Source organism: Nibrella viscosa (assembly GCF_039541875.1).
Lineage (GTDB): Bacteria > Bacteroidota > Bacteroidia > Cytophagales > Spirosomataceae > Nibrella > Nibrella viscosa.
The window spans coordinates 15,540-28,864 of sequence record NZ_BAABHB010000003.1; the positions used below are offsets into that span (position 1 = coordinate 15,540).

11 protein-coding genes are annotated in these 13,325 nt (G+C 55.5%); 7 read left to right on the forward strand and 4 right to left on the reverse strand.

The window, feature by feature from the left end; genetic code table 11:
• Window positions 1–63: 63 nt before the first annotated feature.
• Window positions 64–504 carry a WapI family immunity protein gene (locus ABD931_RS08655; RefSeq protein ID WP_345266026.1) on the reverse strand — a complete coding sequence of 147 codons (441 nt, stop codon included), beginning with the start codon at window positions 502–504 and terminating at the stop codon, window positions 64–66.
• 364 nt (window positions 505–868) lie between these two features.
• On the opposite strand from ABD931_RS08655, the gene ABD931_RS08660 reads away from it, so the two are divergent.
• From ABD931_RS08660 to mnmE, 4 genes are all read left to right on the forward strand, one after another.
• The gene (locus ABD931_RS08660; RefSeq protein WP_345266028.1) at window positions 869–1,249 is read left to right on the forward strand and encodes a response regulator; all 381 of its coding nucleotides are present in this window, start codon (window positions 869–871) and stop codon (window positions 1,247–1,249) included.
• Between the two features lie 89 nt (window positions 1,250–1,338).
• Entirely contained in the window at window positions 1,339–2,100 is a 762-nt protein-coding gene (locus ABD931_RS08665; RefSeq protein ID WP_345266030.1) for an MBL fold metallo-hydrolase, read from the forward strand.
• Window positions 2,101–2,155: 55 nt separating this feature from the next.
• On the forward strand, window positions 2,156–3,181 hold the full coding sequence (locus ABD931_RS08670; RefSeq protein WP_345266032.1) for an oxygenase MpaB family protein: 1,026 nt from the start codon (window positions 2,156–2,158) through the stop codon (window positions 3,179–3,181).
• A gap of 25 nt (window positions 3,182–3,206) precedes the next feature.
• Entirely contained in the window at window positions 3,207–4,586 is a 1,380-nt protein-coding gene (gene mnmE / locus ABD931_RS08675) for a tRNA uridine-5-carboxymethylaminomethyl(34) synthesis GTPase MnmE (protein WP_345266034.1), read from the forward strand.
• Between the two features lie 458 nt (window positions 4,587–5,044).
• On the opposite strand, the gene ABD931_RS08680 is transcribed toward mnmE, so the two are convergent.
• On the reverse strand, window positions 5,045–6,142 hold the full coding sequence (locus ABD931_RS08680; RefSeq protein ID WP_345266036.1) for a cytochrome-c peroxidase: 1,098 nt from the start codon (window positions 6,140–6,142) through the stop codon (window positions 5,045–5,047).
• Window positions 6,139–6,945 (reverse strand): MbnP family protein, encoded by an 807-nt coding sequence (locus ABD931_RS08685; protein ID WP_345266038.1) that lies wholly within the window; start codon window positions 6,943–6,945, stop codon window positions 6,139–6,141. The genes ABD931_RS08680 and ABD931_RS08685 overlap by 4 nt, the downstream gene beginning before the upstream one ends.
• Before the next feature lie 276 nt (window positions 6,946–7,221).
• Between ABD931_RS08685 and ABD931_RS08690 the strand changes: the two genes are divergently transcribed.
• Together ABD931_RS08690 and ABD931_RS08695 are read left to right on the forward strand one after the other, a co-directional pair.
• Entirely contained in the window at window positions 7,222–9,630 is a 2,409-nt protein-coding gene (locus tag ABD931_RS08690; RefSeq protein WP_345266040.1) for a TonB-dependent receptor, read from the forward strand.
• 6 nt (window positions 9,631–9,636) lie between these two features.
• Entirely contained in the window at window positions 9,637–10,527 is an 891-nt protein-coding gene (locus ABD931_RS08695) for a DUF4249 domain-containing protein (RefSeq protein WP_345266042.1), read from the forward strand.
• 112 nt (window positions 10,528–10,639) lie between these two features.
• On the opposite strand, the gene ABD931_RS08700 is transcribed toward ABD931_RS08695, so the two are convergent.
• The gene (locus tag ABD931_RS08700) at window positions 10,640–11,743 is read right to left on the reverse strand and encodes a chorismate mutase (protein ID WP_345266044.1); all 1,104 of its coding nucleotides are present in this window, start codon (window positions 11,741–11,743) and stop codon (window positions 10,640–10,642) included.
• A 272-nt stretch (window positions 11,744–12,015) separates the two neighbouring features.
• Between ABD931_RS08700 and ABD931_RS08705 the strand changes: the two genes are divergently transcribed.
• Window positions 12,016–13,239: a proline dehydrogenase family protein gene (locus ABD931_RS08705; protein ID WP_345266046.1), complete on the forward strand. Its 1,224-nt coding sequence runs from the start codon at window positions 12,016–12,018 to the stop codon at window positions 13,237–13,239.
• The last annotated feature ends 86 nt before the right edge of the window (window positions 13,240–13,325 follow it).

Sequence of the window (13,325 nt, forward strand, 5' to 3'; positions counted from 1 at the left end):
TTGCTGGTTAACAGGCGATGGAACTGATTAACCAGCAAACCACGTACCTAATGAACCAATCAACTACTCCCTCACGGGGAACTGCTTCAACTGGCCCTGTAAATCCTGAATGGCTCCCCGAAGCTCCTGCGGGTCTGCTTTTACCGACAGCCAGAAGGGCCGTTTGCCATTATCGTACCAGGCAGGGGCGGCTTCACCGGCCAGTTTTATCTGAAATTCGTACTTATCTTTTTTAGCGGAGGCATTACTGATGCTCAGGCTGGGCTCAACAAACGTAACTTTAGGGGCCAGCTCCTGATTGGCGGCTACCGACTGCATCCAGCCCAGCAGCATCTCAACCTCCCAGGTCGACAGCAGCGAAGCGGTGCAGGAATGCTCTTTGTCCTGGTAACGCGCACGCAGGTGAACAAGGAGCCAATTCCGATCTAAGAAGGAAGGGGCATCCGTACATTCGTAATCCAGTATTTGTAATTCGAACGCACCTTCGGGTCCGGTTAATTTCATAAGTTTGGTGATAAGAGTAGTAAACGGAGCGATAACCGACGTGCGACATAAACAGACGAACAGTGGGCGTTCGTAAAACCGCTTGCAGACATATTACACTCCGAAAAAGCGGTAGTCGAAGTGCATTAATCAGGACCCTGTAGTGGGATGAGAAAGTAAATGTACAAAAGATAGCTGACAAAAGTGTTACCGGGATGTTAATTCTATAAAATTTAATCTGGCACTTGTCCGCCTTTTGAATTGATGTGGCTACATATATTTGGGGAATTGCAGGGAGGTGGATTGGTCCCGCTTTTTGCGTTTAGAGATTTATCGTTAATTTCACCACGGCAAAACCATCGTTATTACCCTCGACTAACTCCTTATGTCAGCTTCTAAACGTGTCCTGATTGCTGAAGACAGTTCGGTTATCCAAAACCTGGCCCGTAAAATCCTTGAGTTTCAGAACTATGATATAACGGCCGTAAAGAACGGTGAGCAGGTCTTACAGATTCTGGAGAAAGAAGATTTCTCGATTCTGCTGCTGGATATCAACATGCCGGTGATGGATGGTATGGAGTGCGTTCGGCGGGTTCGGGCCTTACCGCAAGCCGAAAAAGCGGCTGTACCCATTGTGGCTATTACCGGTAACGCGAAAAACTATACGGAGGAAGAATTTAAAGCGGCCGGCTTCAACGACGTTCTTGTCAAACCCCTGAATTTCGACCGCCTGGTTGAAGTGGTCAATCAGTTAACGGATAACTAAAAGTTGTAGTCGTTAGTCAATAGTAGGTAGTCGATAGTAAGTCGGGCGTCAGCACTATTGACTAACGACTAACCACTATCGACTACTCTATGCAAGTAACCCTCCTCGGTACGGGTACGTCGTCGGGTGTGCCTATGATTGGCTGCACGTGTGCGGTTTGCCGGTCGGTCGATTACCGCGACAAACGACTGCGCTCGTCGGTACACCTGGCCGTGGATGGGCAGAGTATCGTGATCGATACCGGGCCGGATTTCCGGCAGCAGATGCTCCGGCTGGGTTTGCAGCGGCTGGATGCGGTAGTCTTCACCCACGAACATAAAGACCATACTGCCGGTCTGGACGAGGTCAGGGCGTTTAACTTCCGGCAGCAGGAAGAAATCCCCATATACGGCCATGGGCGGGTGTTGAACCAGCTCCGAACCGAGTTTGCCTACGTTTTTGCGGATAAAAAATATCCCGGTGTGCCCAGCATCCGCACCCATGAGATCGACAAGGAACCGTTTGAGGCCGCCGGCGTTCGAATCATACCCATAGAGGTAATGCACCACCGCCTGCCGGTATTTGGCTTCCGGGTTCATAACTTCACGTACCTTACCGACCTTAACTACATCTCCGAAGAAGAACTGGAGAAGGTGTACGGCACGCAGGTGCTGGTACTGGATGCCCTACAGCGCAACGACCACATCTCGCATTTTACCCTGGCACAGGCGGTGGCGCTGGTGGATCGTATCCGGCCGGAACTTACTTTTTTTACCCACATCAGCCATAAAATGGGTCTGCACCGGGAGGTCGAAAAAGAACTACCGCCTAACATGCACCTGGGGTACGATGGCTTGCAGCTAAGCCTGTAAGAAGCAAACTTATCGCCTGCACAGGTCGTTATCCGGGTAGAAACCAGTGAAACCTATGCCGTCGATCATCAAACCCACCCGCGTTTTTACGGACGAACTTCTTCAGCACTATCGCCTGCAGGGCGATGCACCGGCCGATGCGGCTATTTCGGCGGTAGTCGATCAGCACGGTAAAGAAGAGCTAAGAACCCTCATGCGCTGGCTGGCCGATCCGCAGAATCTTTCGCTGGGCGGGCAGCCGGAGCCGGTTCAGCAGTTCATACAATCGTTTTCGCACCTGCCGGCCTGGGCCGACGCCCAAAAGATGAAGTCGGGCATGAGTTTCTTCTGGAGCCATGCCGGCGCTATTGCGCTGGCTCTAGGCTGTTGCTCACTGCCCTATTGCTACCTCGCGGCCGACGGAGCCCAGGTACTCTGGCTGACGGAGCGGATCAAAAACGACACGTTCCGCCGGCTGCAGGAAACCGGTGAGTTTGTGTTTGGCGTGATGAACGAGAAGGAGTGGGCCAATGGGACCATTTTTACGCGTATTCTGAAAATCCGGCTCATCCACGCGGCCTCGCGCTGGTTTGTGCTGCATAGCGGCCGCTGGAACATGGATTGGGGCTACCCGGTAAACCAGGAAGATATGGCCGGCACCAACGGAGCGTTCTCGTATATAGTTATCCGGGGCCTGCGGAAGGCCAACATCAGCACCAATGAGGCCGAGGAAGAGGCTTATCTGCACCACCTGAATGTGGTTGGGTATATCAATGGCGTGGCCGAAGAACTGCTGCCGCAAAACCTGCGCGAAGCTTTTCACCTCGACCGGATCATTGCCCAGCGTCAGTTTGAGGAATCGGAAGCCGGAAAAGGATTAACAAAAGCCCTGTTGCGGGCGCTGGAGCAGCAGGCTGGTTCGCCGAGCGCGTACAACCTGGCGGCTGCCCAGATGCGCTTTTTCCTGGGCGATACCCATGCCGACATGCTGGCGATACCGGAAGTGCCCCTAGAAACCCGGCTGGTAACGCTGACGACCAAACTCCCCGTTTTCTCTGATTTACTCTCCCGCAGCACCTCCGCCCGGTTTGCGAAACCTTAGCGCCTGTTGCGTGTGTTACCCCTGTATGAGCATTTTACAACTTGAGCCGATTGCCGCCTTAGCCACCGCACCGGGCATTGGTGCCATTGCCGTCCTGCGTGTGTCGGGTGAAGGGGCTATTGAGGTGGTTAATCGAATATTTAAAGGCAAAGACCTGAGCCGGCAGGCTTCTCATACCGTGCATTTCGGTACGCTGCGCGATGAGAATGGGGGTATCATTGATGAAGTCCTGGTAACGATTTTTCGTGGTCCTCACTCGTTCACCAAAGAAGATGTGGTCGAGATTTCCTGCCACGGCTCCGATTATATTATCCGGCAGATTTTGCAGCGGCTCACCCGCGAAGGCGTGCGGCTGGCCCGGCCGGGCGAGTTTACCCAGCGGGCGTTTCTGAACGGTCAGTTTGACCTGGTGCAGGCTGAAGCCGTTGCCGACCTGATTGCCGCCGATTCCGAAGCCAGCCACCGGGCGGCCCTCACCCAACTGCGGGGCGGTTTCTCCAAACAACTGAAGGCCCTCCGGCAGCAACTGATCGATTTTGTGGCGCTGGTGGAGCTGGAGCTGGATTTTGGCGAAGAGGATGTGGAGTTTGCCAAACGCGAACAACTGCGGTCATTAATGCTGGATATTCGTCGGGTGCTGCGCCCGCTGATCGACTCGTTCTCGGCCGGTAACGCCATCAAGAACGGTGTACCGACAGTGATTGTGGGTAAGCCCAATGCCGGTAAATCGACCCTGCTGAATGCCCTGCTGAACGAGGAAAAAGCCATTGTCTCGGAGATACCCGGCACTACCCGCGATGTGATCGAAGACGAATTGTTCATCGACGGTATCCGCTTCCGGCTCATCGACACCGCCGGGCTGCGGCATACCACCGACACCATTGAGGCCATCGGCGTAGAGCGTACCCAGCAGAAAATGCGCGATGCCGCCCTGATTATCTACCTCTTCGACGGAGCCAACATAATCCCCGCCGAACTCAAAGCCGCCTTAGCCGACATCCACGACAGCGGCAAACCCTACATCCTCGTCGGCAACAAAGCCGACGTAACCACCGCTGACCAGCGGCAGCAACTGGAAGCGGCTGCCGACGAATCCATCACCTGGATCTCGGCCCGCGACGAGCGTATCGATGAACTGAAAGCCGCCTTATCTGCCCGCGTCCGCACCGATGCCGCCGTGCAGACCGGCAGCGCCGTAGTCACCAACACCCGCCACTACGAGCATCTGACCGGCACCGACCAGGCCCTTGCCCGCGCCATCGGCGGTCTTGACGCCGGCGTCACCGCCGACTGGCTCGCCATGGACCTCCGCCAGGCCCTCCGCCACCTCGGCGAACTCACCGGCGAAGTCACAACCGACGATTTGCTGGATTCAATTTTCAGCCGGTTTTGTATCGGAAAGTAACCGTTTTAATACTTATTCGTTAACCTCTTTCTTGAGAGCTGTTCAGTTATTTAAGAAAATCAAGAATGAATCCGTTCACCTGGTGGGTTCCGGTGCGGAGACCAGCGGCAGTGTCACAACAAACAGTCTGCTTTCATCTATACGGTTGGCAGGCCTTGTCTCAGCATTCGGTACTGGGCCGGGATGTTGCTCAGGCTGAGGACGCGCGAAGCTTCGCGCTGAAAATTATTCCGGATCCCCAACTACCCGGTCAGCTCGGTCGTAGCGGTGATAGCCAGGGGCTGATCAGGCAGGACAATGGTATGCTTGAGGCATTCTTGACTAACAATTGCAACGAAAGCGGAGGCAACTCCTAGTTGAGGTACGGGTCATTCACCGCAATGCGCAAAGTAATGCTATGGCCATGGCGGGTCTGAAGCAGGGGGAATACTACACTCCATATCGGAAGCGAAATCAGCTTAGTTGGGTTGGAGCTGCCGGTTGGTGATGAAATCGTAATCGGTGAGGGTGTACAGAAACTGGATGAGGTCGCGCTGCTCGCCGGCGCTTAACGGAATACCCGTTTTGCCGTTGGCTTTGAGCTGCGGGTCCAGCGTGGGGCTGTCCACTACTCCGCCGGCATAATGCTGCAAAACCTGCTCCAGCGTCTGAAAACGACCGTCGTGCATATAAGGTGGGGTCATCTGCACGTTGCGCAGGCTTGGCACCCGAAAAGCAAAGCGGTCTTCGGGGCGGAGCGTGATGGCGTAGCGCCCCAGGTCGGCCGGGCGGTCGGCCGGTGCAGGCGGCAGGCCGTTGTTGCGGAAACGCTGATCGGTTTGCAGAGGTCCGGCATGGCAACCGGCGCAGTGCTGGGTAAACAGGCTCAGGCCCCGCTGCTCGGCATCGGTCAGCGTACCACCCGATTCCTTGCGCAGGTATTTGTCGTATTTGCTGTTGGCCGACACCATCGTCAGCATAAACTGCGAGAGGGCTTTGAGTAATCGCTCCGACGTTACCTCCTCGGTGCCATAAGCTGCTTTGAACAGCGGCCGGTACCGGCCGCTGTTCCCTACTTTCCGCAGCACATTGGCAAGCGAATCACCCATCTCGTCGGGGTGCTGGATAGGGGCAATGGGCAACAGGTCCAGGTGCACCACCCCGCCATCCCAGAAAAAGTTCTTCGACCAGGCGACGTTCTGAATACCCGGTACGTTGCGGGTGCCGATTCGGTCGTCGATGCCGTGGCTCAGGGCGTGGTCGGTATGGGCAAATGCGGTGAACGGCGAGTGGCAGAAGCCGCAACTGATGGTGCCGTTGCGTGACAGCAGTCCGTCGTAAAACAAGGTTTTCCCGAGCTGCACCCCTTCGTAGGTAAGCGGGTTTTTACTCAGGTCATACACCATGTCGGGAAAATGGGCGGGCGGCTGCCAGGGGTAGGGGGTAGCCTGAAAGCTGCCGCCGGTGGGGGGAGTGGGTGTCACGGGCTCATCCGTGTCGGCATGATTTAACTGACAGGCCAGCAGCCCGGCCAGTCCACCCGCCAGCAACAGCGCTATCCTGACCAGATCCTTCATCGCCCCTCCGAGGTTAGGCCAACAAAGCGGAACATGCGGGCATAGTTATCGGCTACGCTTGCCGACAGGGGCGATACCATAACCAGGGGAGCCTGGGCAATGCGCAGGGTAGTCGGCCCGTCGAATACCTTCAGCACATCGGCCTCAAGGCGTATGCGGGGAATAGCGCCGGCGGCAACCCGGGCGGGGAGGCTGCCCAACGGGATGGTGACGCTGCGTATATTATTGAGGGTCCGGCTCTGGTAGCCACCAAAAAGACCAATATGGTACATAAAGGTGTTGCCGTTGGTGGTAGCCGGGGCTACGGGCGACGTTCCCTCCAGCTTAAAATGAATGTAGCCGCTGTTCCAGTCCCAGTACATGCCACCCTGATGGCCCCCGGCCGGGTCCAGCACACCTTTACGCATCTCAATGCCCAGGGTGTTGCGCAGACTATCGACGCCCAGCAGGTACGAAACGGCAGTATAGTCGCCCTCCGGCAGGTTGCGCAGGGTAATCACCTGGCTAGCCGGGTCGGTGGCCCGCACCAGAAAATAACTGCTGTCCTGCGGCACCACATATTCGGAGCCGTCGGCTCTTTTCAGCCGGATATTGGTGACGTAGTAGTTCAGGGTGGTAACGGTAAAGGCTTCACCACTCCCGTTGGTGTAGGTTGTGCTGCCTGGTTGCAGGGGCCGGCTGCCCACCATATGTTCGAAAGCCAGTTGGAGTTGCCCCTGCCCAATGGCCGTTGGGTTCTCGCGGGAGCAGCCCAGCGTCAGCAGGCCTGCTGTACCTATCAGGAAAAGTAATAGTCGCTTCATCACGGTTCTAAACCTTCAATATGATCTGTCAACAAGCTGGTAGTAAGGTAACGAATCTTTCCCGGAGAGCGTATGATGCCGTTGCAGAATTGCCCAATGCCCGGCCCACTGCCAGTCTCCGGCGAACTGCCGTAACTGTTTGTGATTCCTGCACATTCGCCATATGAACAGAACGGCTGTTTATCTTTTTTGTTGGATACCTTCCGGTTCTCCAGTACCTTGCTATACGGTTCCGGTGGCTTGGGCGTATTAAACCATAGTGTTCTTTTCTGTTGCATGAAACAACTCGTACCTATTCTGTGGCTGGTCTGCCTTACCAGCCTTTTTAGTCAGTACCCGGCTTGCGCCCAAACCCGCTATACGGTTAGTGGGTATGTGCGGGAGCAGGGCAGTCAGGAAGCCCTCATCGGCGTCAGTGTCTACCTACCCGGCACGGCTACCGGCACCTCCACCAATACCTACGGTTTTTACTCGCTGACGCTGCCGGCGCAGGATAGCCTCACGCTTACGTTTTCGTTTGTGGGGTACGAGCCGGTGACCCGCCCGCTTAGTCTGCGCCGGAATACCGAGCTGAATATTCAACTGGCTCCCGGCCGCACCCTGACGGAAGTGGTGGTGCGGGGAGCGCGGGCCGCCGAGAAAATCAGCGAAAGTGCCCAGATGAGCCAGATTGAGATTCCGGTGGCGCAGATCAAAAAGATACCGGCCCTGCTGGGCGAAAAAGACGTGCTGAAAGTGCTGCAACTGATGCCGGGCGTGCAGAAAGGTTCCGAGGGTAGCACGGGTATCTATGTGCGCGGGGGCGGCCCCGACCAGAACCTGATTATCCTGGACGATGCCATCGTTTACAACGCCAATCACCTCTTCGGCTTCTTTTCGGTCTTCAACGGCGATGCGCTCAAAAGTGTGGAGCTGACCAAAGGAGGTTTTCCGGCGCGGTACGGCGGCCGGCTGTCGTCGGTGATCGAAATGAATATGAAAGACGGCAATAAGGAAAAGCTGCACGGCGAGGGGGGGATTGGCCTGATTGCCTCCCGGCTGACGCTGGAAGGGCCCATTCAGAAAGGCAAGTCTTCCTTTCTGATCTCCGCCCGGCGAACGTACCTCGACCTGGTGGCCCGGCCGCTCATTCGGGCGCAGAGCGATGGCAATACAACGGCGGGTTACTATTTCTACGACCTCAACGCCAAAGTCAATCACGACTTCGGGCGGAAAGACAAGCTCTACCTGAGCGGCTACTTCGGTCGTGACAAGTTCTACAGCCGCGAAAAAAGCACTGGTGGCTCAACGAATGCCGGCCTGAACTGGGGAAACGCTACGGCCACGCTCCGCTGGAATCATCTGTTCTCCGAGAAATTGTTTGCCAATACTTCGCTGATCTTCAGTAACTACAACTTTCAGATTTACACCGACGACCAGAGCCGAAGCGCCGACGGTACCCAGCAAACCTATAGCCTGCGGTACGACTCCGGCATTCGCGACCTGATGGCTAAGTACGATGTCGATTTTTACCCCACCCCCCAGCATTCGCTGCGGTTTGGCCTGCAAAGTATCTTTCACCGCTTTACGCCCAGCGCCATTGTGCTGCGGGATACCGAAATTACCCAGTTTAAACGGGAGGTCGAAGCCATTAACGTGGTTGAGTCGGGTATATATGCCGAAGATACCTGGAAGCCGACCGATCGCTGGCGCATCAACGGCGGCTTCCGGCTTAGTCATTTTGCGCATAAGGAGATCAGCTATATCCGGCCGGAGCCCCGGCTATCGGCGGCTTTTGTGCTGAAACCAGACCTGTCGGTGAAGGCGTCTTACGCGCTGATGAACCAGTACGTTCACCTGCTGTCGAATACCGGTATCGGTCTGCCTACGGATCTTTGGGTGCCCACCACCGACCGTGTGAAACCCCAGCAGTCGCAGCAGGTGGCGGCCGGGGTTGCCAAAGATTTTACCGAAAAAGGGCTGACGCTGACCATCGAAGGGTATTACAAGACGATGAACAACATCATCAACTACCGCGAAGGGGCCAGCTTTCTGCTCGTCAACGATCCCAACTCGGCCAACGATGTGCGCTGGGAGGATAACGTAACGACCGGCAGAGGCTGGTCGTATGGGGCTGAGTTCCTGCTGCAAAAGAAAGTTGGCCGGTTCTCCGGCTGGACAGGCTACACCCTGTCGTGGACGCAGTGGCAGTTTCCGGAGCTGAACTTCGGCCAGACGTTTTACCCCCGCTACGACCGCCGGCACGATATTTCGCTCGTCGGTATTTACGAGCTGACACCCCGCATTACGCTGGCGGGCACGTGGGTGTACGGCACCGGCAACGCGCTGACGCTGCCGCTTGCCGAGTACACGGCGTATCCGCACCAGGCTAACACCATGACGGGCCTTAGCAACGGAAACCGGAATTTTGGCCGGGCGCGGTTTGTTAACGACTATGGTCCCCGCAACAGCTTTCGGGCGGAGGCTTATCACCGGATGGACTTCAGCATTCAGTTTCACAAGAAAAAGCGGTACTACGAACGCACCTGGGAGCTGAGCGTCTATAACCTGTATAACCGCCGGAACCCGTTCTACTACAACCTGGATACCAAAGAGCAGGGGCAGGGGCAGCCGGCGGTTACCGTGCTGAAACGGTACTCCGTGTTTCCGGTCGTGCCATCGTTTAGTTACAACTTCAAATTCTGATTGGCTATGTTGTTTCGCCAACTGCTTGTGGGAGTTATGGCGCTGCTGTCGGTCAGCGCCTGCAACAACCTGGTACAGGACGTAAACCCCGGCAACCTGCCGAAGGTCGATAAAAAACTGGTGGTTCACGGCTTTATTTCACCCCAGGATACGGCGCTGGTCGTGATCGTGGGTGAGTCGCGGCCGGTATTTGGCACATCGGCCGGGGTTCGTGCTACGCTGGCCGGCGCAACCGTCGTTTTGTCGGAGGGTACCCGCACCATTACGTTGCCGTTTAGGTTGCAGGAAGGCCATTATTCGGTCAGTACCCGCACCTTCCCGATCCGGGCGGGGCAAACGTATCGGCTGCAGGTCAGCGCACCCACCTACCAGCCGGTTCAGGCGGTGTGTACCGTACCGCAAGCCATTCCGATCCGATCGGCGCTGCTCGACTCGGCGGTAACCAACCGTATTTTTACCAACCAGCGGGATCTGGTATATTATGTGCGGATGACGTGGCAGGACCCGGCCGGCCAAACCAACTACTACCGGGTAGCCGGTGATGTAGCCTACCCGGTAGATTCCAGCCGGAGTACCGCCTTTTCGGCGCTCTCGTTTGGCCGGGGCAACGCCCTGATCGCCGACCGAAACCAGGACGGGCAGGCGATCACCTCGCCACGGGGTGAGTTTCCGGCTGCGGTACGTCCGGGTCAGACCCGGCGCAGCTACACCATTACGGCCCACTTACTGCATACCGACCGTATCTATTACGACTACCACACCACCGTATTCCGGCAGGACCAGACCGGCGGTAACCCGTTTGCCGAGCCGGTACTGATTTCCGGAAACATCGAAGGTGGGCTTGGCTGCTTCGGGGCCTTCAACCGGACTACGGTTACCGTCACGCTGCAAAAGTAAAACCCCGGCCGGGCGTCTGCCTGACCGGGGCTTTTTTAGTTTAAAGTTTGAGGTTTGAGGTTTAAGGTTGGCTCACGCCCATTTAACCTCAAACCTCAAACGTCAAACCACTTCATGCATTCTGAATATTACTATTCATCACCTCCGTCTGCTTCCGGATCGACTCCATGTGGATGATCTTGTAGATCTCTTCTACAAGTTCGGGGTACAGGCCCATTTTCTTGCCTAGTTTGGCGCGGGTCTCGTGTACTTCTTTCCAGCGGTCGGGCTGAAAAACGGTTACGTTGTTGTCGCGTTTGTATTCGGCCAGTTTCTCGACCTGCGCCATCCGGGCGGCCAGTACCTCGATCAGTTGGCGGTCGATATTGTCGATTTTCGCCCGAATCTGCTCCATCGCGCCCTGAAACTCCAGGTTCTGCGACTCCACCTGACGAATCTGCAGGTGGTCCAGCATTTCGCCGAAAGCGGCCGGCGTCAACTGCTGAGCGGCATCACTCCAGGCTTTGTCCGGGTCGATATGCGACTCCACGATCAGGCCGTCGTAGTTCAGGTCCATCGCCATCTGCGCCAGTTCCTGCAGGTAGGCCCGCTTGCCGGCCATGTGGCTGGGGTCGCCAATAATGGGCAGTTGCGGGAACATATCTTTCAGCTCGATGGCCATCTGCCACATCGGCACGTTGCGGTACTTGCTGGTTTCGCCGGTTGAGAAGCCCCGGTGAATAGCCGCCATCCTGGTAATACCGGCTCCGGCGATACGCTCAAACGCCCCGACCCATAGGGCCAGGTCCGGGTTGACCGGGTTTTTTACCAGCACCGGCACATCTACCCCGCGCAGGGCGTCGGCAATCTCCTGTACATTGAAGGGGTTAACCGTGGTACGGGCACCCACCCAAAGGATATCTACACCATACTTCAGGGCTAATTCAATATGCTCCGGCGTGGCTACTTCCACCGCAAACGGCAGGCCTGTTTCGGCTTTGGCCCGCTGAATCCAGGGCAGGGCAGCTTTGCCCATTCCTTCAAAACTACCGGGACGGGTGCGGGGTTTCCACACGCCGGCGCGGATGACATGAACGGCGCCCAGCTCTTTCAACTGGCGGGCTGTTTCACAAAGTTGTTCTTCGGTTTCGGCGCTGCAGGGGCCGGCGATAATCAACGGCTTGCCGTCGGTCTGTATCCACGATTCGAGCGGCTCAACGGCTAATTCTGGCTTCATGACAAACTCGTATTCAAGTGATTATTAATACTACGCTACAGGGAACTTTTCAATGCAAATTTATGGTATATTTGCAGGGAAATCACTGAAATTCAAGCTGATTTCGTTATCTTTTTTTGCACCTTTATAAGTTTGCTGATTTAGTGCGGGTTAGACCTTTTAACCTTGTTTGTAAAAAAAACGTTTTATATTCGTGCCCGGACATACCGGGCCGGTTAATTGGACGTACACCGACACTGATTAGAGAAGCACCGTTACTACGGAGCACCACTATGTCGATTAGAAGTAATCTTATGCCGACAACTGCCCAACGGCTCACTGAGGTGAAGCCTGTTTCATTTGAGGACACTTCGATTGCCTTCTCCACCCAGTCTGATTTCAAATTACGGAAAACCTTCTGGTTGTTTGCGTTGATGAATAAGGGATGGCTGGTAAATTTAGGCACTTTTTTTATAAAATTTGCATTCAAACTCCACCTCCCTATAAAAAATCTCATTAAAAAGACGATTTTTGAACAATTCTGTGGAGGAGAAACCATCCGTGATTGCGAAAATACTATTCAGCAATTGCATAGTGCCCACATTGGTACTATCCTGGATTATTCGGTAGAAGGAGAAGACAGCGAAACCTGCTTTGACGAGACGGCCCTGGAAATCCTGCGCACCATCGAACGCGCCCATGAATCAACCGATATTCCGTTCTCGGTTTTCAAAGTGACTGGCCTGGGTTCTACTGAAATCCTGGAAGCGGTGCAAAACGGCGATCCGCTCACCCACGAGCAGCAAGCCGCTTTTGAGCGCATCCGGCAGCGGGTCGACTCTCTCTGCCGCCGGGCGTACGAACGGAATGTCAAGATTTTTATCGACGCCGAGGAAAGCTGGATTCAGGATACGATTGATGCCCTGGCGTATGCGATGATGGACCGGTACAACCACGAACGATGCGTGGTTTACAATACCTACCAGTTTTACCGCTGGGAGACGCTGGATAAGCTGACAAAAGAAACCGAAAGAGCTCGTCAGAAAGGGTATTTTCTCGGAGCCAAACTGGTCCGGGGGGCTTATCTGGAAAAAGAACGCATCCGGGCGCACGAGGAAGAGTATCAGGATCCGATCCATGCAACCAAGGAAGATACCGACCGCGATTTTAATGCCGCTGTCGATTTTTGCCTGGATAACCGCGACACCATTTCGATTTGCCTCGGTACCCACAACGAATACAGTTGCCATTATTGCATTGAGCACATGAAGCAGAAAGGGATTGCGGCCAATGACCCGCATATCTGGTTTGCCCAACTGCTCGGTATGAGCGACAATATCTCGTATAACCTGGCCAATGCCGGGTATAACGTAGCTAAATACGTACCCTACGGGCCGGTCGAAGCCGTGATGCCCTACCTGTTCCGGCGTGCCGAAGAAAACAAATCAATTGCCGGACAGAGCAGCCGGGAGTTCTCCCTGGTGAAGAAAGAGCTGGCCCGGCGCAGAGGCTGCTAACGTACGTCCGGCCGGCCGGAACGCCCACAGGCGAAGAAACGCAGGAAAATCGGCAACCGAAACCAAACGGCTCCGGCAGAATTGCC